General features: G+C 65.8%; 20 protein-coding genes and 1 pseudogene. 9 read left to right on the forward strand and 12 right to left on the reverse strand.

The genetic code is table 11. From position 1 onward, the window contains the following. Positions 1–187: 187 nt before the first annotated feature. The 4 genes from AC1Z3W_RS14205 (at position 188) to AC1Z3W_RS14220 (ending at position 2,880) form a co-directional block, all read left to right on the forward strand. Positions 188–493, forward strand: a complete 306-nt coding sequence (locus AC1Z3W_RS14205) for an NIPSNAP family protein (RefSeq protein WP_057930135.1) — start codon at positions 188–190, stop codon at positions 491–493. 298 nt (positions 494–791) lie between these two features. Then, the gene (locus AC1Z3W_RS14210; protein WP_057930136.1) at positions 792–1,442 is read left to right on the forward strand and encodes an NADPH-dependent FMN reductase; all 651 of its coding nucleotides are present in this window, start codon (positions 792–794) and stop codon (positions 1,440–1,442) included. Between the two features lie 224 nt (positions 1,443–1,666). Further along, positions 1,667–1,885: a hypothetical protein gene (locus tag AC1Z3W_RS14215; RefSeq protein WP_006749916.1), complete on the forward strand. Its 219-nt coding sequence runs from the start codon at positions 1,667–1,669 to the stop codon at positions 1,883–1,885. Positions 1,886–1,977: 92 nt separating this feature from the next. After that, positions 1,978–2,880: a hypothetical protein gene (locus AC1Z3W_RS14220; protein WP_057930137.1), complete on the forward strand. Its 903-nt coding sequence runs from the start codon at positions 1,978–1,980 to the stop codon at positions 2,878–2,880. 136 nt (positions 2,881–3,016) lie between these two features. Here AC1Z3W_RS14220 and AC1Z3W_RS14225 read toward each other — a convergent pair whose 3' ends face one another. The 3 genes and pseudogenes from AC1Z3W_RS14225 to AC1Z3W_RS14235 form a co-directional block, all read right to left on the reverse strand. Further along, a complete protein-coding gene (locus AC1Z3W_RS14225; RefSeq protein ID WP_483507786.1) occupies positions 3,017–3,436 on the reverse strand; it encodes a hypothetical protein in 420 nt (139 codons plus the stop codon). 62 nt (positions 3,437–3,498) lie between these two features. After that, complete coding sequence (locus tag AC1Z3W_RS14230; RefSeq protein WP_057930138.1) at positions 3,499–4,302, reverse strand: EAL domain-containing protein; 804 nt, start codon at positions 4,300–4,302, stop codon at positions 3,499–3,501. A gap of 746 nt (positions 4,303–5,048) precedes the next feature. Beyond that, positions 5,049–5,265: pseudogene (locus AC1Z3W_RS14235) on the reverse strand (DUF2827 family protein); the annotation flags it as partial. Between the two features lie 38 nt (positions 5,266–5,303). On the opposite strand from AC1Z3W_RS14235, the gene AC1Z3W_RS14240 reads away from it, so the two are divergent. Continuing rightward, on the forward strand, positions 5,304–5,435 hold the full coding sequence (locus AC1Z3W_RS14240) for a hypothetical protein (protein WP_260428272.1): 132 nt from the start codon (positions 5,304–5,306) through the stop codon (positions 5,433–5,435). A gap of 71 nt (positions 5,436–5,506) precedes the next feature. Here the strand turns inward: AC1Z3W_RS14240 and AC1Z3W_RS14245 are convergent, their stop codons facing one another. The 8 genes from AC1Z3W_RS14245 to AC1Z3W_RS14280 form a co-directional block, all read right to left on the reverse strand. Next, complete coding sequence (locus AC1Z3W_RS14245; RefSeq protein ID WP_057930139.1) at positions 5,507–7,621, reverse strand: phosphocholine-specific phospholipase C; 2,115 nt, start codon at positions 7,619–7,621, stop codon at positions 5,507–5,509. Between the two features lie 40 nt (positions 7,622–7,661). Beyond that, on the reverse strand, positions 7,662–7,865 hold the full coding sequence (locus tag AC1Z3W_RS14250; RefSeq protein WP_098551151.1) for a hypothetical protein: 204 nt from the start codon (positions 7,863–7,865) through the stop codon (positions 7,662–7,664). Between the two features lie 335 nt (positions 7,866–8,200). Further along, complete coding sequence (locus AC1Z3W_RS14255; RefSeq protein ID WP_483507787.1) at positions 8,201–8,539, reverse strand: DUF1493 family protein; 339 nt, start codon at positions 8,537–8,539, stop codon at positions 8,201–8,203. After that, positions 8,539–8,970: an STM2901 family protein gene (locus AC1Z3W_RS14260; RefSeq protein WP_057930153.1), complete on the reverse strand. Its 432-nt coding sequence runs from the start codon at positions 8,968–8,970 to the stop codon at positions 8,539–8,541. Before AC1Z3W_RS14260 ends, AC1Z3W_RS14255 begins: the two co-directional genes overlap by 1 nt. A gap of 538 nt (positions 8,971–9,508) precedes the next feature. Continuing rightward, positions 9,509–11,509 carry an acetyl/propionyl/methylcrotonyl-CoA carboxylase subunit alpha gene (locus AC1Z3W_RS14265; protein ID WP_057930142.1) on the reverse strand — a complete coding sequence of 667 codons (2,001 nt, stop codon included), beginning with the start codon at positions 11,507–11,509 and terminating at the stop codon, positions 9,509–9,511. A 36-nt stretch (positions 11,510–11,545) separates the two neighbouring features. Further along, positions 11,546–12,331, reverse strand: coding sequence for an enoyl-CoA hydratase/isomerase family protein (locus tag AC1Z3W_RS14270; RefSeq protein ID WP_057930143.1), 786 nt, complete (start codon positions 12,329–12,331; stop codon positions 11,546–11,548). Between the two features lie 19 nt (positions 12,332–12,350). After that, positions 12,351–13,958: a carboxyl transferase domain-containing protein gene (locus tag AC1Z3W_RS14275; protein WP_057930144.1), complete on the reverse strand. Its 1,608-nt coding sequence runs from the start codon at positions 13,956–13,958 to the stop codon at positions 12,351–12,353. Positions 13,959–13,989: 31 nt separating this feature from the next. Further along, positions 13,990–15,171, reverse strand: a complete 1,182-nt coding sequence (locus AC1Z3W_RS14280) for an isovaleryl-CoA dehydrogenase (RefSeq protein WP_483507788.1) — start codon at positions 15,169–15,171, stop codon at positions 13,990–13,992. 171 nt (positions 15,172–15,342) lie between these two features. On the opposite strand from AC1Z3W_RS14280, the gene AC1Z3W_RS14285 reads away from it, so the two are divergent. Next, positions 15,343–16,089 carry a TetR/AcrR family transcriptional regulator gene (locus AC1Z3W_RS14285; RefSeq protein ID WP_057930145.1) on the forward strand — a complete coding sequence of 249 codons (747 nt, stop codon included), beginning with the start codon at positions 15,343–15,345 and terminating at the stop codon, positions 16,087–16,089. A 43-nt stretch (positions 16,090–16,132) separates the two neighbouring features. On the opposite strand, the gene AC1Z3W_RS14290 is transcribed toward AC1Z3W_RS14285, so the two are convergent. Continuing rightward, the gene (locus tag AC1Z3W_RS14290) at positions 16,133–16,621 is read right to left on the reverse strand and encodes a MarR family winged helix-turn-helix transcriptional regulator (RefSeq protein WP_483507789.1); all 489 of its coding nucleotides are present in this window, start codon (positions 16,619–16,621) and stop codon (positions 16,133–16,135) included. Positions 16,622–16,819: 198 nt separating this feature from the next. Here AC1Z3W_RS14290 and AC1Z3W_RS14295 point away from each other — a divergent pair, with 198 nt between their 5' ends. From AC1Z3W_RS14295 to AC1Z3W_RS14305, 3 genes are read left to right on the forward strand one after another with little or no spacing between them, the layout of a single operon-like run. Next, complete coding sequence (locus AC1Z3W_RS14295; RefSeq protein ID WP_057930154.1) at positions 16,820–17,899, forward strand: aromatic ring-hydroxylating oxygenase subunit alpha; 1,080 nt, start codon at positions 16,820–16,822, stop codon at positions 17,897–17,899. Next, positions 17,896–18,861 (forward strand): PDR/VanB family oxidoreductase, encoded by a 966-nt coding sequence (locus tag AC1Z3W_RS14300; RefSeq protein WP_175826241.1) that lies wholly within the window; start codon positions 17,896–17,898, stop codon positions 18,859–18,861. The genes AC1Z3W_RS14295 and AC1Z3W_RS14300 overlap by 4 nt, the downstream gene beginning before the upstream one ends. A gap of 49 nt (positions 18,862–18,910) precedes the next feature. Further along, the gene (locus AC1Z3W_RS14305; protein ID WP_483507790.1) at positions 18,911–19,972 is read left to right on the forward strand and encodes a Rieske 2Fe-2S domain-containing protein; all 1,062 of its coding nucleotides are present in this window, start codon (positions 18,911–18,913) and stop codon (positions 19,970–19,972) included. The last annotated feature ends 108 nt before the right edge of the window (positions 19,973–20,080 follow it).

Raw genomic sequence — 20,080 nt, forward strand, 5'->3', positions numbered from 1 at the left:
CGCGCTCATCGCCGCGGAGCGCACGCCGCGACGCAGGCGCGCCGCGCACATCCTCGACGACCCAATTCGGCACGCGCGATCCCTTGTTCGAGATGCACGATGCTCGCGCGAGCGCGGCCGCTTCCTCGTTGACACGCCCGGTGACGCGATCCAGACTCGTTGATCCTTCACAGTACCGCGAACGCCCATGGTCACCTGCTTCCTTCGCTACGTCATCGATCCGTACAAACTCGAGCAGTTCGAAACCTACGGCAAGATGTGGATTCCGCTCGTCGAGCAATTCGGCGGCACGCATCACGGCTACTTCCTGCCTTCCGAAGGCGCGAACGACATCGCGCTCGCAATGTTCTCGTTCCCGAGCCTCGCCGAGTACGAACGCTACCGCGAACGCTCGAAGTCCGATCCCGCCTGCCAGGCCGCGTTCCGGTATGCGGAAGAAACGCGCTGCATCGTCAGCTACGAGCGCAGCTTCTTCCGGCCGGTGTTCGAGTAACGCGCGCATCGCGCCCCCTTTCCTGCGCCGGACGAAAAAAAGCCCCGCCTGCATCCGCGCGGCGGGGCCAACCCATGTCAGTAGAGACATCATGGAGGAGACGGGCCCATCTTATCGAGCGCGGCCCGCCGTCCCAACCAAGCATTTCTGCTATCCATCTGCGGTGCCGCGCGTACGCCCGACCCGCGTGCATGGCATATCGATAGAACGAAAAGTCGTTTTCAGAGTGACGGCGGGGTCGTTACCATCTGGTTTTAAGCCTGTGCTTAGCCGGGCAAGCCATCCCAAGGAGCGCCCCTTGACTGCATTCGATCAACACCGCCGCCCGTTCGTTGTCGGCATCGGCGGCACCACCCGAGCCGCGTCGTCTACCGAGCGCGCGCTGTCGTTCGCGCTGCGCGGCGCGCAGGCCGCCGGCGCACGCACGCGCCTGTTCGACGGCCCGTTCCTGCATACGCTGCCGCACTACGCCCCCGAACACAAGGCGCTGACCGACGCGCAGCGAGAGCTGATCGACACCGTGCGCGAAGCCGATGCGATCATCATCGCGACGCCCGGCTATCACGGCGGCGTGTCCGGCCTCGTGAAGAACGCGCTCGACACGCTCGAGGAACTGCGCGCCGACGAGCGCCCGTATCTCGACGGCCGCGCGGTCGGCCTGATCGTCACGGCCTACGGCTGGCAGGCCGCGGGCACCGTGCTGACGTCGCTGCGTTCGATCGTCCATGCGCTGCGCGGCTGGCCGACGCCGTTCGGCGCGACCGTGAACACGCTCGAAACGCGCTTCGACAGCGCCGACAGCTGTTCGGATCCGAAGGTCGTCGCGCAGCTCGAGACCGTCGGCGCGCAGGCGGCGGAGTTCGCGCTGGCGTTTGCGTCGCATCGCGCAACCACGCATGCCGCGTCGGTCGACGCGCTCGCCCCCGTGCTGAAGATCGCCAACCAGTAATCCCCTGCCTTCCCGCCGCCCGCGCCCGGCCGACGACGTTCGCCGCGCGCGGGCGGCGCGTGTCCGACAGTCCGGCACGCGCCGCGCCGGCGCCTCTGCTGCGTGCCGGCTCCCCGCACCGATAACGATTCGGCCCGCCGCGTGATTTGCATTGGTCGAAAGATTGGTTCACGCCGCGCGCGGGTTTTCGTACGCTGAAAGCCCGAACCCTCCATGCGCACGCCATGAACCGCACGATCCGCTACAAGGGCTACGAAGTCGCCCCCGCTGCTGCCCGGTTGCCGAACGGGCTGTTCGCCGCGAACCTGACGATCGAAAAGGCAAGCGGCGGTCCGTCGCCGCGCGCCGTGTCGTTCGACGCCATCGATTTCTTCTTCGAAGAGGAACACGCGCTCGCGTATGCGTCACGCTGGGGACGCCTCTGGGTCGACACGCAGGCCTGAGCGCTGCCCCGGGCAGCGCAGTCCCGCACGAAAATACGCGATGACGGAAGCTATGCAAGAATCTTTCGTCTTGTAATCGCATAACAACAGCCATGTCCGACACGCTGCAGGAAAAGCATGCAGCGGCAGATCACGCCATGCGCAACTGGACCTTCGAGAGTCAGGGTCCGGTCAGGATCGGTTCCGATGCGCACCGGCAGATGTTCTGCCGCATGCTGCTCGATACACACAACCCGTACAAGCCGGCCGTCATCGACTGGCCACCGCTCAAGCCCGACGAACTCAAGCGGCTCACGTCGCTGCCGATCTGGGACATCGCCGTGCAAACCGAAGGCCGCGCATCGATCCGCGTCGCCACGTTCGCCGCGACCGTCGACGATCCGCTGTTGCGCCGGGCGCTCGAGATGGACGGCGGCGAGGAGGCGCGGCACAAGGTCGTGCTGTCGAAACTGGTCCACGCATACGGCATCGAGCTCGCCCCCGAACCGGCCTATCCGGCACCGAAAGACCCCGAATGGTCGTGGATGGTGACCGGCTTCAGCGAATGCATCGACAGCTTCTTCGCATTCGGCCTGTTCCGCTCCGCGCAGCGCTCCGGCTATTTTCCTGCCGAACTCGTCGATACCTTCGAACCCGTGATCCAGGAGGAAGGCCGCCACATCCTGTTCTTCGTGAACTGGTACGCGTGGTACTGGCGCAATTTGCCGTGGTGGCGCCGGCCGTGGTTCTTTGCACGGGTTGCGGCCGTATGGGTGTTCCTGATCCGGGAACGCATCGGCATCGCGCGTGGGATCGACACCGATGGCGTCGCGCGCGACGCGAACTTCCCGGCGACGAGCACCGCCGACATCGGCGAAGCGTTGAACCCGCGCGAGCTGATCGAGCTGTGCCTCACCGAGAACAACCGGCGGATGGCTGGGTACGACAAGCGGCTGCTGCGCCCGATGTTCGTCCCGCGCATGGCGCGCCTGGCACTGCGCTTCCTGCGGAAATAAGGCCGCGGCGACGGGTGGCACAGGGCGGCCTCGACGGCAGGACGCGTCCGCACGCGACTGCGTCGTGATCGATTCGGTGCACGGTCCGTTCGTCGTCGACGGGGATCGGCGAACCGGGCGCGACGTGCAATCCGGCCTAGGCCGGCACTCGATCGCCGCGCTTTGCGGCAAACGCACGGCCATGCCGGCGTCCGATCCGCGCCAGCCCCGCGAAACAGCGCAGCGCGGCACGGCTGACCTCAACGGCCTGCCGCGCGACGCTGCCGGATACGCCGCGCGCGATCGCCGAATCGTCGCCGCAGGCACCCGCAAACACGCCGGCGTAATAGTGCCGTGCCGCGAGTTCGCGGCCTTCGGCGTCGAGCGGCTTCATCCTGTGAATACGGTGCGCGACGGCCTTGAGGCCATCGAGATACGGCACGACGTCGATCGGCGCATCGGTCGCATCGGCACCGAAGTGCTGCAACATGTCTGCCAGTTCGGCGATCGCGACGAGCTCGCGCGCATCGGCCGCCTGTGTGCCCCTTCCGTGCCCGGCCTTCCTCGTCGCCGCCATGCCCACGCCCCTTTGCGATCCATCGTTGCCCGATGCCGACGTGCAGCGCCCACGCCGCGGCGTCATGCTGCGGCCGGCGACCGCCATGTAAAGCGAATGCCCTGCGCCCACGCGACGCCGGAATCCAGGATGATCTGCCGGTCGGTCTCGTTCTCCACGCCTTCGACGACGACGTGCCGCGCACTTTCGTGCGCAAACGCGATCAGCCGGCGAAACTGGTAGCGCCCGATCGCGTTGCGCTTGATCAGCGACAGGACCGACCTGTCGAGCTTCACGATATCGGGGTTGCCGACCACCAGGTTGTTCAATGCGCTGAAGCCGACGCCGAAATCGTCGATCGCGACGCGGCATCCGGCCTGGCGGAACCGATTCACGAACGACCGGCCCGCGACGGGGTTCAGCGGCCCCGTCTCGGTAATCTCGACGACCAGCCGCGCCGCGACCGACGGCTCGCGCTCGAGCCGCCTGAAGAGGGCCAGCCATGCATCGTCCACCACCGCGCTCGTCGCCGCGACGTTGCAGCCATACACGGCCGTCGGATCGGCGCGCAGCGCGTCGATCGTGCGGCTCACCACGAGCCGGTCGAACCAGCGCATCAGCCCGAGCGATTCGAGGCGCGGCAGGAATGCGAGCGGCGGCAACGCGTCGCGCGATCCCCAGCGCAGCCGCGCGAGGCATTCGTGATACAGCACGCCGCCCGACAGGTCGGCGCGGCAGACCGGCTCGCGCACGAATCCGAGCCGGCTTTCGACGAAACTGCGTACCGACGCAAGATCGGGGTGATCGTCAGGCCCGCCAAACACGAGATCGATTTCGTCCCGATTCGCTACGCTGTTCGCCTCCAGGCGAGGTTCGACCGCATTCATCCGGCGCTCCGGCAAATGTCGGACCGCCGACGACGGCCCGCGCTCTCGATACATGTGGTGCGAGCCGACCACGACACGCTCCACCGCCTACCCGGCCCATCCTATTGTTTCGATCTTTTCCGGAAGCGTACTTTTCATTTCGGCGCGCCGTCAAATTCGATATTGTCAACGACATTCAAACACGCGAAATACACCATGCATGCACGTCGTCGACAGTGCGACAGGTTACACAAATCCGTCTACGGCATTTCAATCGATATCGTTTATCTGCTCCGTCCAGACACTCTCGAGCCGATCGATTTACTGCAAGATCCGTTTCAAAGGCATCGTGCCCAGCATTTGGTATGACAAATACCAGACGACCAAACCGGACCCGGACCCACCGCCCGGACTCGCCGCAACCGCCTGAAGATTGCTCCATAGGCAGGTTACCACGGGGCATTCAGTCTCCACGGAATTCAATTTCCTCGTTTCAAACGATATTGATGATATTCGAATAATAATAGTACAAAACCAGCCCACAATATCGATCCGAATTACATGACAATAATCAATTGAAAGATGTTTAACAATTTTTCCGACTCGTTAACCTCTAAAATGATTTTCGACGGACCTCCCTCGGAGCCGTCAATTTCGTGCCTTCAAAAACCGTCGAATCTCCTCGGTTCGGCGGTTTCTTTTTTAACGGCATTATTTCGTCAGACATTAACCCGGGACAACCCGGATGCGGCAGGCGTCGCGCAACCTCATGCAGCCGTCGCGCCGATCAGGTTCGCGAGCAGCGCGTCGTATTCGGCGACGAGCGCGAGGTTTGCCGACGTATAGCGGCCGAGGATCCCGCGCTGGCGCCGCGCGTGCCCTTGCCAGTCGTCATCGTGTGTGTGCAGCGCGTGCAGCAGTGCCTCCGCGCCCTTCTTCACTTCGTTATCCGGAGTAGTAGCCGAGATCGGGCGCGCGGCTCGCTGCGCGGCCGGCCGATGTTCTCGTTTCATTGAGCAGGCGTGGCCGATCTCGTCGGCTTCAACGCGCCCTGGCTGTTCCGCCGCGCGGACAGCCACATCGTGCATGACTACGGGATGCGGTCCGACATGCGCGCGCCGATGATGGCGCACGACGACGGGCGGCTGTCCTGAAGCACCCGCTTCAAGCGCAAGGTCGCCGGCACGCGCACCGGCCGGATTCGGCCGATGCGCGCCGGTTGCCGTCAGATCGCCGTAATCGTCGGCGCGACCGCGGCCGGATCGGTGACGCTCGCCTTGCCGGTTTCGACGTGCCCCGCGATGCGGCGCGTCCAGCCCGCATTCCCCGCCACCGCGAACTGCAGGTCATACCACTGACTGCTGCACGACAGATCCCAGTGCGCTTCGACGCGTTGCCCCGCGGGAATCGTCAGCGTGCGCGGCGCCCCGCCGTACGCGACATCGGTCGCCGTGACCGTCAGTGCGGCAGTGCCCGCGTTGGCGATCGTCACGTAGACGTCGCCGTTGGCGACGTCATAGCACGGCGTGATTTCGGGCTTCGCGCCGGCATCCGCGGCGGCCGATCCGGCGAAGCGCCGGAAATAGCCGTTCGGCCCCCACACGCTCACCAGGTAGTTACCGTTCGCGTCGAGCGCCCACGTATCGGTCAGTTGCTTGCCCGCTTCGACCGTGTAGCGGCGCGGCATCGCGGTGGCGTCGCCCGTATGGACCCAGAAGTGCGCGCCTTGCGTACCGGTATTCGCGAACGTCAGCGCGTAGCCTTGTGCCTGCAACTGCCCGGTGACGTGCAATTCGTACGGCAGCGCACGCGCCGGCCGCGTGCCGGGTTCCTGCGCCGTCACGACCTGCTGCGCGGTGCTGGCCGGCGCGGTCTGCGACGACGCGCGCGAGCATTGCAGGTCCGCCTGCGCGACGTACGCCTGCGTGCTCGGCAGGGCCGGCAGCGTGGCATCCGATTTCGAGAAGTCGAGCGCCGACGTCAGGTCGCCGCAGATCGCGCGGCGCCACGGCGAGATGTTGGTTTCCATCACGCCAAAGCGCTTCTCGATGAATTGCAGTACCGACGTGTGATCGAACACTTGCGAGCAGACAAAGCCGCCCTTCGACCACGGCGACACGACGAACATCGGCACGCGCGGGCCGAGGCCGTACGGCAGGTTGTCGGCCGTATACGTCCCGGTCTGCGTCGCGGTCACGACGTCGTGCCGCTCGAGCGACACGTCCACGGTGCTCATGCCGGAGCCCGGCAACGTCGGCGCCGACGGCGGCACGACATGGTCGAAGAAGCCGTCGTTCTCGTCGTACATGACGAGCAGGACGGTCTTGCTCCAGACGTCCGGATTGGACGTCAGCGCATCGAGGATCGTCGACAGGTAGTACGCGCCGTACAGCGGCGTGAACTTCGGATGTTCCGAATAGGCGGCGGGCGGCAGCAGCCACGAAACCTGCGGCAGCGCGTTCGCCTGCACGTCGGCCTTCAGTTGCGTGATCGGGCGCGTGCTCATCCCGCGCATCTGCAGCGACGAACCGGCCGGCGCATTCACGAAGTTGCTGAAGCACGCCAGCATGTTCGTGCCGTAGTTGCCGGTGAAGTTGTCGAAGCCGGTGCCCTGCTGGTAGATCTGCCACGAGATGCCCTCCTTCTCGAGGCGCTCCGGATAGGTCGTCCAGTTGAAGGGCGGCAGCTTGATCTTGTCGAACTGGTTGTCGATATAGTCGGTGTTGTCGAGCAGCGGGCCGCCGCCCGTGCCGAGCGGGTCGACCATCCCCGTCATCAGGTACATGCGGTTCGGGTGCGTGTTGCCCGGAATCGAGCAGAAGTAGTTGTCGCACACGGTGAACGCATCGGCGAGCGCGTAATGGAACGGAATGTCGTCGCGGACGTGGTAGCCCATCGTCATGTTGGACTTCTGCACCGCCCACTGGTCCGCGCGGCCATTGTCGATCGCGCCGTGCGTGGTCGCCCACGTATGCGGCAGGCCGCCCATGCACTGCGCGTTGACGCTCGGGTTGGTCGTGTCGTAGCGGAACGGCGCGATCACGCTCGTCTGGTCTTCCTGACGCGGCTGGAACCAGACCGGCTTGCCGTTCGGCAGCGTGACCGGGAAGCGGTCGTTATAGCCGCGCACGCCGCTCAAGTGACCGAGGTAGTGATCGAACGAGCGGTTCTCCTGCATGAACACGACGATGTGTTGCACGTCCTGGATCGTGCCCGTCACGGTATTCGGCTCGATCGCAAGCGCCTTGCGGATCGATTCGGGAAGCAGCGCGGTGGCGGCGGTCGCGCCGGCGAGGCCGGCGGAGAACTTCAGAAAATCGCGTCGCGAATGGATGGCCATGCTGATTGCTCGTGATTGGATTTCTGGTGGAAGGCCGGTATCAGGATGCGGGCGAGGAAGCAGGCGCGGTGAAGCCCGGCGGGCAGTGCATCTGCGCGGTGGCGACCGTGCCGCCGCCGCACGCGGCCTTCTGCTGCGCGACGGGCGCTGGGGTTGCAGTCAGGTCGTCGTTGCAGGCGCTAAGGAGTGCGATCAGCGTGAGCAGGCCGGCGACCGCGAAAGGCCGCAGGGCCGACTTTCGCATAACGGTTCTCCGTGGGGTGATGATGTGACGCGGACGCGAAGCCGCGCCGGTCATGTCGACGCCGAGATGCTAAGTTTGACGTGTGACACGACAGTGTCGCGCGCCGGGGACCGACGTGCATGCAGTTGCACGCGTCGGTGCGGGTGTGGCGGGTGCGCCGTCGATCGAAAGGCGGGAGCGGTCATCGTCGGCGGGAGGGAGATTCGAAGGGCCCAGTGTAGCGCGCATGGCGGCGCACATCGGGAAAAGCGCGCCATTTCAGCGGACCGCCGACCGGCGCGCTGTCATGGATGGCCAGCCACGCGCCGGGCGATGCCCGGCTCTTTTTCGAGCGGTTACATCGTCCATCGCCCGGCTTCGATCGCCGTTTCCATCATTCTGATGATGAGCGGACGCTCCAGTATTTTGTCCCTGGCGTCGGTACTAAATGGTGACCTGAATACCGTCATCAAGAATCGACCCAATCCCAGTTTCCGGGAAGGGTAATAGTAGTCAATGTCGAAATCGGCAATATCAACGCCAAAGGTTTCCGAAAATCTCCGCATCAATCTCAACATGGCTCTATCGGAGATTTCAAGATCGATGCAGAGATCCGTGTCCCGGGTGATCTCGAGCTCGCCCCATAATGGCGAATCAGCCTCATCCCGCACCATCTCTATCAGACGACCGTCCATTAAAAGCGATCCCCCTGCTTGACCAGGCCATTGTACGTGACTGTAGAGCGATACATGATGATTGATATATCGATAGCGGTAATGACCCAACCGACCACCGGTACGGCCCGTCCGACAAAGGCACCGAGCTTCCTGGCAAATTTGATCTTGAGCAGCAGGAGACTCTTGAATGACGCGACCGTTGGCAGAATTTTGTACTTGAATTCATAGGGCAGCACCTTTCTCGATACCCTGGATGCGATCGAGGTTCCCTTGACCGCTCCGCCGAACTTCGCTCTGGTCGGCACGAACCTTTGACCCAACAAAATCATTGCGATCCCGACAGCATCATCGATACCCAACTCATCACAGGCCACGTCGATAACAATCAGGCAGAAAAGTTCTGGCGGGGTAAGGTCGATGTGAATTCCGTATTTATATTTGTTCGCCATCTCGGTCTTTCTCTCAGCTACGTTCATTCGATCATTGCGCAGGACACCGGGCCACATATCCCGGCGGTTACGCTAACGCAGCCATGTCGAGCATGGACAGGGGCACGCAGCTATCTCTCCCATCGAGCCTGATTTTCCGGACGCTCCGGAAAGCAGTCGCGATCGCGTGCTCCCTTTCTCCACAAGAGAAAGCAGTCAGTTCGTTTCGGCGAAGAAGTCCGGACGGGTCCGGTTTCGATCTTTGAACAACTGTTGCAACGGGCAAACCCGTGCGAGGCAGCGCAACAGCGCATGTCGAGCGCGCCGGTCACCGGCGAGACTCACGGGATTATTCAAAGATCTTGAAGACGCGACACGCAGATTATTTGCTTTTGTCTACGCGCGACGAAAACGACGAGCACAACGCAAGAGTGCGATGTCGTCCTGATGCAGGCACATCAGGTATTCGCAGCCGGATGGCGTCGGGAACGCTCCGGTCACACGGGGCACGATAGCCCGCGCGCGAGAGCCGGCAGCGGCCCTCACGCGTACTCAACACTCAGCCTTCCGCCATCATCAGCAACTGCGCACCGTCCGCGACCTGGTCGCCGACGCCGTACAGCACTTCCGCGACGACGCCCGCGCCCGGCGCACCGATCGTGTGCTCCATCTTCATCGCTTCCATCACGATCAGCGGCGTGCCGGCCTCGACCTTCTGGCCCGGCTCGACCAGCACCGCGATCACCTTGCCGGGCATCGGCGCGGTCAGACGGCCACCGCCATGCTCGGCATCGCCGGCGTGCGCGAGCACGTTGCGCCATTCGAACGTCTCGGCGACACCCTGCGTGAACACGTGGAAACTGTCGCCGTCCGCATACACGCGGCCGCTGCTGCGCACGCCGTCGAGCGTCACGTCGAAGTCGAGCGGCGTCGCGCCGCGCGTCCACGCGAATGGCTGCGCGGCCGCATCGCCGGTGGCGAGGCGCGCGCCGCCGCCGTCGTCCTCGTACATGACCGTCACGTCCGCTTCGCGCTCGGGCGCATGCCATTCGAGCGTGCGGCGATAACCGCCGTTCAGCCGCCAGTCCGGCAACGCACGCCACGGCGACGCGCCTTCCCGCAGCGCAGCGTCACGTTCGCGCGCGATGAGCGCCGCGCAGGCCAGCGCGAGCGTCGCACGCGGCGGCTGTTGCGGCGCGAACAGCGCATCGTGGTTGCGCTCGATCAGGCCCGTGTCGAGATCGGCGATCGCGAACGGCTGGCTTGTGACGATCCGCTGCAGGAACGCGGCATTCGTGTGCAGGCCGACCACTTCGCACGCGCGCAGCGCGCGCAGCATCCGGCCGAGCGCTTCCGCGCGGTCCGCACCGTGCACGATCAGCTTCGCGATCATCGGATCGTAGAACGGCGTGATCGCATCGCCTTCGCGCACGCCGCTGTCGACGCGCACCGGCGCGCCGATCGCGAACTCGACGCCGCCAGGCAGCCGCAGGTGCTTCAGCGTGCCGGTAGACGGCAGGAAGCCGCGCGCCGGGTTCTCCGCGTAGAGACGCGCCTCGATCGCGTGACCCTGCACGCGCAGTTCGTCCTGCTTGAGCGGCAGCGGCTCGCCCGATGCGACGCGCAGTTGCCATTCGACGAGATCGAGCCCCGTGACCATCTCGGTGACCGGATGCTCGACCTGCAGGCGCGTGTTCATTTCCATGAAGTAGAACGCGTCGCCCGTCATGATGAATTCGACGGTGCCCGCGCCGACGTAGCTCACCGCGCGCGCGGCCGCGACGGCCGCCTCGCCCATCGCGCGACGCACGTCGTCGTGCAGGCCCGGCGCCGGCGCTTCCTCAAGCACCTTCTGGTGACGGCGCTGCACCGAACAATCGCGGTCGAACAGGTACACGGTGTTGCCGTGCGTATCGCCGAACACCTGCACTTCGACGTGGCGCGGGCGCGTCAGGTATTTCTCGATCAGCACGCGGTCGTTGCCGAAGCTGCTCGCGGCCTCGCGCTGGCACGACGCGAGCGCCGCCAGGAAGTCCTCCGAGCGCTCGACCACGCGCATGCCCTTGCCGCCGCCGCCCGCGCTCGCTTTCAGCAGCACCGGGTAGCCGATCTCGTCGGCTTCGCGATGCAGGTTGGATGGGTCCTGGTCATCGCCGTGATAGCCGGGCACGAGCGGCACCGCGGCCGCATGCATCAGCGCCTTCGCGGCCGCCTTCGAGCCCATCGCCGCGATCGCGTCGACCGGCGGCCCGATGAACGCGATGCCGGCCTCTTCGCATGCGTGCGCGAAATCCTCGTTCTCCGACAGGAAGCCGTAGCCCGGGTGGATGGCCTGCGCGCCGGTCGCGCGCGCGGCCTCGATGATGCGCTCGATGCGCAGGTAGCTGTCCGCGGCCGCAGAGCCGCCGATGTGCACGGCTTCGTCGCATGCGGCGACATGCTTCGCGTTCGCGTCCGCGTCGGAATAGACGGCGACGCTCGCGATCCCGAGACGTTTGCACGTCGCGGCGACGCGGCAGGCGATTTCGCCGCGGTTGGCGATCAGAATCTTGTCGAACATGGCTTCGGTGTCGTCCGGAAAGTTATTGGCACGCCATCATTCACGCCACGACGGCGTGCGTTTCTCGAGGAAGGACGCGATCCCTTCGCGCGCTTCCGCGCCGGCGCGGGTCCGCGCGATCCAGTCGGCGGTCTGCTCGATCAGCGTCGCGTCGAGCGGGCGGCCGGCCACGTCGGCGACGAGGCGCTTGCATGCCCGCACCGCGTCGGGGCCGTTCGCGACGAGCGTCGCGGCCAGCTTCGCGACCGTTTCGTCGAGCGCATCGGCCGGCACCGCGTCATGAATGAAGCCGAGCGACGCGGCACGCGCGCTGTCGAACACCTCGGCCGTCGTGAAGTAGCGGCGCGCCGCGCGCTCGCCCATCGCGCGCACGACGTACGGCGCGATCGTCGCCGGAATCAGCCCAAGCCGCGCTTCGGACAGGCAGAACTTCGCACCGTCGACGGCGATCGCGATGTCGGCCGCCGCCACCAGGCCCACGCCGCCCGCATACGCGTCGCCGTGCACGCGTGCGATCACCGGCTTGCCGCAGCGGTGGATCGCCTCGAGCATCCGCGCAAGCTTGCGCGCGTCGGCGCGGTTCTCGTCGTCCGAGTAACCGGCCATCTTCTTCATCCAGTTCAGGTCCGCGCCCGCGCAGAACGCCGCGCCTTCCGCCGCAAGCACGACCGCACGCACGCCAGCGTGCGCGTCGAGCCACTCGAATGCGGTGGTCAGTTCGGCGATCGTCGTCTCGTTGAACGCGTTGCGCACGTCGGGCCGCGCGAGCGTGACGGTCGCCACGCGGCCGGCTTCGCTTACCTTGATCGTTTCGTATCGCATCGGTCAGCCCTCCCGGCCGTTACATGCGGAACACGCCGAAGCGCGTGTCTTCGATCGGCGCGTTCATCGACGCGGCGAGGCCGAGGCCCAGCACGTCGCGCGTCTGCGCGGGGTCGATCACGCCGTCGTCCCACAACCGCGCGCTCGCGTAGTACGGATGCCCCTGGCGCTCGTACTGGTCGCGGATCGGCTGCTTGAACGCGTCTTCTTCCTCGGCCGACCACGTGCCGCCCTTCGCCTCGATGCCGTCGCGGCGCACGGTCGCGAGCACCGATGCGGCCTGCTCGCCGCCCATCACCGAGATCCGCGCGTTCGGCCACATCCACAGGAAGCGTGGACCGAATGCGCGGCCGCACATCCCGTAGTTGCCGGCGCCGAACGAGCCGCCGATGATCACCGTGAACTTCGGCACCTTCGCGTTCGACACGGCCGTCACCATCTTCGCGCCATGCCGCGCGATGCCCTCGTTCTCGTACTTGCGCCCGACCATGAAGCCCGTGATGTTCTGCAGGAACACGAGCGGAATCTTGCGCTGGCAGCACAGCTCGATGAAATGCGCGCCCTTCACGGCCGATTCGGAGAACAGGATGCCGTTGTTCGCGACGATCCCGACCGGATGGCCCCAGATATGCGCGAAGCCCGTGACGAGCGTCGTGCCGAAGCGCGCCTTGAATTCGTCGAATTCGGAATCGTCGACGATGCGCGCGATCACCTCGCGCACGTCGAACGGCTTGCGCGTGTCGACCGGAATCACGCCGTACAGGCTTTTCGCGTCGTAGCGCGGCAGCTTCGGTTCGCGCAGCGCGACCGGCAACGCGATCTTCGGCGCGAGGTGATCGACGATGTTGCGCGCGATCGACAGCGCATGCGCGTCGTTCTGCGCGAGATGGTCGGCCACGCCCGACAGGCGCGTGTGCACGTCGCCGCCACCGAGATCCTCGGCGCTCACTTCCTCGCCGGTCGCGGCCTTCACGAGCGGCGGGCCGCCGAGGAAAATCGTGCCCTGGTTCTTCACGATGATCGACTCGTCGCTCATCGCCGGCACGTACGCGCCGCCCGCCGTGCACGAGCCCATCACGACCGCGATCTGCGCGATGCCCGCGGCGGACATCGTCGCCTGGTTGAAGAAGATGCGGCCGAAGTGGTCGCGATCGGGAAACACGTCGTCCTGGTTCGGCAGGTTCGCGCCGCCCGAGTCGACGAGGTACACGCACGGCAGCCGGTTTTCCGCGGCGATCTCCTGCGCGCGCACGTGCTTCTTCACGGTCATCGGGTAGTAGGTGCCGCCCTTGACCGTCGCGTCGTTGCACACGACCACGCACTCGCGGCCCGCGATCCGACCAATCCCGGTGATCACGCCCGCGCCCGGCGCGTCGTCGTTGTACATGCCGTTCGCCGCGAGCTGCGAGAACTCGAGGAACGGCGCGCCCGGATCGAGCAGCTGCGCGATGCGGTCGCGCGGCAGCAGCTTGCCGCGCGACAGGTGCTTGTCGCGCGCGGCCTGGCCGCCGCCTTGCGCGAGCTGTTCGATCTTCGCGCGCAGGTCGGCGACGACCGCCTCCAGCGCCGCGGCGTTCGCGCGGAATTCTTCCGAACGCGGGTTCAGTTTCGATTCGATGATCGGCATCGACGGGGCTCCGTTCGCGTGACGTGGGGCGTTACATCGTTTCCGCGAACAGCTCGCGGCCGATCAGCATGCGGCGGATCTCGCTCGTGCCGGCGCCGATCTCGTACAGCTTCGCATCGCGCCACAGACGACCGACCGGGTATTCGTTGATGTAGCCGTTGCCGCCGAGGATCTGGATCGCCTCGCCGGCCATCCACGTGGCCTTTTCGGCCGTATAGAGGATCACGCCCGCGCAGTCCTTGCGCACCTGGCGGATGTGGTCGCTGCCCGCCGAGTCGAGATGGCGGCCGACCGCGTACAGGTATGCGCGGCATGCCTGGAACGTCGTGTACATGTCGGCGACCTTGCCCTGGATCAGCTGGAATTCGCCGATCGACTGGCCGAACTGCTTGCGGTCGTGGATATACGGGACCACCGCGTCGAGACACGCGGCCATGATGCCCGTCGGGCCGCCCGACAGCACCGCGCGTTCGTAGTCGAGGCCGCTCATCAGCACCTTCACGCCGCCGTTGAGCTGGCCGAGGATGTTCTCCTCCGGCACTTCGACGTCCAGGAATACGAGCTCGCCCGTGTGCGACCCGCGCATGCCGAGCTTGTCGAGCTTCTGCGCGACCGAGAAGCCCTTCATCCCCTTCTCGACGATGAACGCGGTGATGCCGCGCGGGCCGGCATCGAGGTCCGTCTTCGCGTAGACGACGAGCGTGTCGCAGTCGGGGCCGTTGGTGATCCACATCTTCGTGCCGTTGAGCACGTAGCGATCGCCGCGCTTGTCCGCGCGCAGCTTCATGCTGACGACGTCGGAGCCCGCGTTCGGCTCGCTCATCGCGAGCGCGCCGATGTGTTCGCCCGACACGAGCTTCGGCAGGTACTTCTGCTTCTGCGCGTCGGTGCCGTTGCGGTGGATCTGGTTCACGCACAGGTTCGAGTGCGCGCCGTACGACAGTCCGATCGACGCCGACGCGCGCGAGATCTCCTCCATCGCGACCATGTGCGCGGTGTAGCCCATGTTCGCGCCGCCGTATTCCTCGGCCACCGTCATCCCGAGCACGCCGAGATCGCCGAACTTCTTCCACAGATCCATCGGAAACTGGTCGGTGCGGTCGACCTCCGCCGCGCGCGGCGTGATTTCCTTCGCCGCAAACGTCGCGACGGCGTCGCGCAGCATCTCGATGTCTTCACCGAGCATGAATTGCACGCCGGGCAGGTTGATCATGTCTCCTCCGTCTCCAGAAAGTGGGTCGCATGCGCCGATTTCTGAGTTTCGCTCAAATCGGATCAATGCGTCGATTCATTAAGCCAATGCAGCGGAAATTTTGCACAGTTTCGCGCCTCGTCCGGCTTGGCGTCAATAGTTTTTTGAGTGACACTCAGATATCATTGCAACATGACAGCCGCTCCCGCCGACACCATGACCGCCACCGCCAAAGCCGACCGCGCCGACTCGTCGCGCGCACCCGCCGGGCGCAAGTCCCAGCAGCGCGTGCAGGACATCCTGCGCGCCGGTCGTGAAGTGTTCGCCGAAAAGGGTTACGAGCATGCGACGGCCGCCGAGATCGCGCAGCGCGTCGGCGTGTCGGAGGCGACGGTGTTCAGCTACTTCCGCGGCAAGCGCGAGCTGTGCGCGCGCGTGATCGCCGACTGGTATGACGAAATCATTGCCGCGTTCGAGCATGGAATGCCGGTGGAGGCGTCCGTGCAGCAGCAGTTCGCGTTCATCGTGCGCACACACCTGCGGCTGATGCTGGTGAACGGCACGGGGCTGTGCGCGCTGGTGCTGTCGGAAGGTCGTGCGAAGCAGCACGCGCTGAGCGACGAGCTCACCGCGCTGCAGCGCCGCTACACGGCGCCGCTGATGGACGTGCTCGCGCGCGGCCAGGCGGCCGGGCAGGTGCGCAGCGACATGCCGCTGAGCCTGCTGCGCTCGATGGTGTTCGGGCCGATCGAGCACGTGCTGTGGGATGCGATCCTCGGCCATCGCAAGCTCGATACGGAAACGACGGCCACGCAGCTGATCGACATGCTGTGGGCGGCCGTGCAGCCGCCCGTGCCGGAGCAGGCAGCGCTGGTGCGCTTCCGGAACGAGGTCGCGGAAGCCATGCGGCGACTGGAAGGAGAAGCGTCACGCACGTGACGCCGGCACGGCATCTGCTCTGCCGCCGCAGGAAAACCGGCCGCTACGAATCCTCGCTGACCCGCAGCGGCGCACGGCTCTGCTCGTTGTTCAGATGGACGAACTTGCGCAACAGCCGCATCAGCTCCTGCGAGTCCTCCTCCCCCATCCCGTCGAACAGTCCGGCACGCAGTTCCTTCACCGACGGAATCAGGTGCGTGAGCAGTTCAACGCCCGTCGGCGTCAGCAAGAGCCGCCGCTGACGCCGCGGCAGCACTTCACGGACGATCAATCCTTTCGCTTCGAGCCTGACCGCGAGGTCCGCGGTCGTCGACGTGTCGAGCGCCACCCGCTGCGCGAGCGTCACCTGGTCGAGCCCCGGGCACTCGTAGAGCATCCGCAGGACCGCGTACTGCACGGGCGTCACGTCCCGCCCCAGCTTCTCGTAGAACATCGCAACCGCGATCTGATGTGCGCGCCGGATCAGGTGCCCGGGTTCGTCGTACAGATCGAGCGGGAATGCCGGCGCGTTGGCGGGATTCGTTTTTTCCATGGATGAGTCGATGACATAGGCGGCACACGCCGTTGCGTGCGCCGACGGCATGGCGCTGCCTCGCGCCATTTCCCGGGAAAACCAGTATACCGCTCGCCTTGCTCCAGCCAATCTCAATGAGTACACTGAATCTCATTCAGTACACGGAATGAAGAGATGCCGCGCACCGGCGGCATCGACCTGAAGGAGACGACGAACGTGTTTCTCAAGAACGCTTGGTATGTGGCGTGCACGCCCGACGAAATCGACGGCAAGCCGCTGGGCCGCAGGATTTGCAACGAATCGATGGTGTTTTACCGCGCAGCGGACGGCCAGGTCGCCGCACTGGAGGACTTCTGCCCGCACCGCGGCGCGCCGCTGTCGCTGGGATTCGTGCGCGACGGCGTGCTCGTGTGCGGCTATCACGGGCTGGAAATGGGCTGCAACGGCAAGGCAGCCGGCATGCCGGGCCAGCGCGTCGGCGGCTTCCCGTCGATTCGCAGCTTCCCCGTCGTCGAGCGCGCCGGATTCGTCTGGGTGTGGCCGGGCGACGCGTCCGAAGCCGACCCCGCCAGGCTGCCCGCCCTGTCGTGGGCCGAAGATCCGGCCTGGGCGCACGGCGGCGGCCTATATCACATCCGCTGCGACTACCGGCTGATGATCGACAACCTGATGGACCTCACGCACGAGACGTATGTGCATGCGACGAGCATCGGCCAGAAGGAGATCGACGAAGCGCCGCCGAAGACGACCAGCCATGGCGACGAAGTCGTCACGAGCCGCTTCATGGAGAACGTGATGCCGCCGCCGTTCTGGCGGATGGCGCTGCGCGGCAACGGGCTGGCCGACGACGTGCCGGTCGACCGCTGGCAGATTTGCCGCTTCACGCCGCCGAGCCACGTGATGATCGAAGTGGGCGTCGCGCATGCGGGCCGCGGCGGCTACGACGCGCCGGCCGACGCGAAGGCGTCGTCGATCGTGGTCGACTTCATCACGCCCGAGACGGACACCTCGATCTGGTACTTCTGGGGGATGGCGCGCAATTTCCGGCCCGACGATCACGCGCTGACCGCCGAGATCCGCGAAGGCCAGGGCAAGATCTTCGCCGAGGATCTCGAGATGCTCGAGCGCCAGCAGCGCAACCTCGAGCAGTGGCCGGAGCGCAAGCTGCTCAAGCTCAACATCGACGCGGGCGGCGTGCTGTCGCGCAAGGTGATCGAGCGGCTGCTCGCCGAAGAAAACGCATCGAGCCCGCAGCGGCCCGTGATTCCGGTCGCGCAGATCAAGGAGGCGTCATGAGCGCTGCGATGCTGACGGTGCGGGTGGCCCGCAAGTGGCAGGAAGCACGCGACATCTGCGGCTTCGAATTCGTCAGCGACGACGGTGCGCCGTTGCCGCGCTTCGACGCCGGCGCCCATATCGACGTGCATTTGCCGGGCGGGCTCGTGCGCCAGTATTCGCTGTGCAATCACCCCGAGCACGGCGACCGCTATCAGATCGCGGTGCTGCGCGATGCCGAAGGCCGAGGTGGCTCGCGCGCCATTCACGACGAAGTCCGGCAAGGCGATATCGTGCGGATCGGCGTGCCGCGCAATCAATTCCCGCTCGCACCCGACGCACCGCACCATCTGCTGCTCGCAGGTGGGATCGGTGTCACGCCGATCCTCTGCATGGCGGAACGGCTGTTCTCGTCCGGCATGCCGTTCGACATGCATTACTGCGCGCGCTCGACCGACCGCATGGCCTTCGTCGAGCGAATCAACGCAGCCGGGTTCCATGATCGCGCCCGCTTCCACGTCGACGACGGCGACCCCACACAACGCTTCGACCTGGCCGCGGTGCTCGCCGCCGCGCCCGAAGGCGCGCACCTGTACGTATGCGGCCCGCGCGGCTTCATGGATGCGGTGCTGAACGCCGCGCGCGCGCGCAACTGGGCCGACGAGCGGCTGCACTACGAGTTCTTCGGCGGCGCGGTTGCGTCGACCGGCGCGGATCGCGCGTTCCAGGTCCGGATCGCGAGCAGCGGCAAGGTGATCGACGTGCCGGCCGAATGCACGGTCATCGCGGCACTGGCGGCCAACGGCGTCGACGTGCTGACGTCGTGCGAACAAGGCGTGTGCGGCACCTGCGTGACACGCGTGCTCGAAGGCGAGCCCGATCATCGCGATTCTTATCTGACGGAAGCGGAACAAGCGGCCGGCGACCAGTTCATGCCGTGCTGTTCGCGATCGCGAACCGACCTGCTGGTACTCGATCTGTAAGCGGACCGCCCGGCACGCGGCGTGCCAATCACAATACTGGAGACGATCAATGGAGCATCATGGCAGATCAACAATCAATACTGCTAAATTCCCGTCCGACCGCTGGTGGGTCGCCGCGCTTTCATCCGAACTGACGGACAAGCCCGTCGCCCGCACGCTGCTGGGCCACCCGGTCGTCCTGTTCCGCTTGCCGTCCGGGGAAGTCGGCGCGCTGGAGGATCGCTGCTGCCACAAGTCGCTGCCGCTGTCGTGCGGCTCGCTCGAAGCGCGCGGCCTGCGCTGCGGCTATCACGGCCTGCTGTTCGACCGCGGCGGTGTTTGCGTGGAGATTCCCGGCCAGGAGCGGATTCCGGCCAGGGCGTGCGTATCGTCGTATCCGGTGCAGGAACAGGACGCGATCGTGTGGATCTGGATCGGCGCCGACGCGCATGCTCGACCGACCTGCGCGCCGCCGCGCTATGCGTTTCACTCGGACCCGCAATACCGGTTCGGCGGCGGCCACTACCATTACGACGCGCCGTATCAGCTGATTCACGACAACCTGATGGACCTGAGCCATCTCGGCTACGTCCATCTGAAGACGATCGGCGGCAACGCGCCGCTGCACATGGGCGCGGAAACCCGCGTCAGCAGCGACGGCGACACGGTGACGCTGGTCCGCCGGATGCCGGATTCCGCGCCGCCGCCGACTTACACCGCTGCTTGGCCGTTCGCGGGCCGCGTCGATCGCTGGCAGGAAATCGAATTCCACGTGTCGCACATCCGCATCTGGACCGGCGCGATGGACGCCGGCACCGGCGACCTGCACGATCCGGCGCGCGGCGGCTTTCACATGCGCGGCTTCCACGGCATCACGCCCGAGACGGACGCGACGACGCACTACTTCTGGACCGTCGCGACCAATCCGCAGCACGACGTCGAACGCATCGCGCAAACGGTCATCGAGCAATCCGCGGCGACGTTCGACGAGGACAAGGCCGTGATCGAAGCGCAATACCGGAATCAGCTGCGGTTCCCGGACGGCCGCCAGATCGACATTCACGTCGACGCGGGCCCCAATCGCGCACGGCGCGTGATCGAGCGTCTGCTGCTGCAACCCGAACCCGCGTAGCCATCGCGCCGGCGCGCGAACGGCGCCTGCCGGTCGCGACGGACGCTCCCCGGGTTGCCCGTCAGCCCGCGCAATCACGTTCGTCCCATTCGCAGCGGCCGGCTTCGA

It is taken from the genome of Burkholderia sp. 10_S31 (assembly GCF_056930375.1).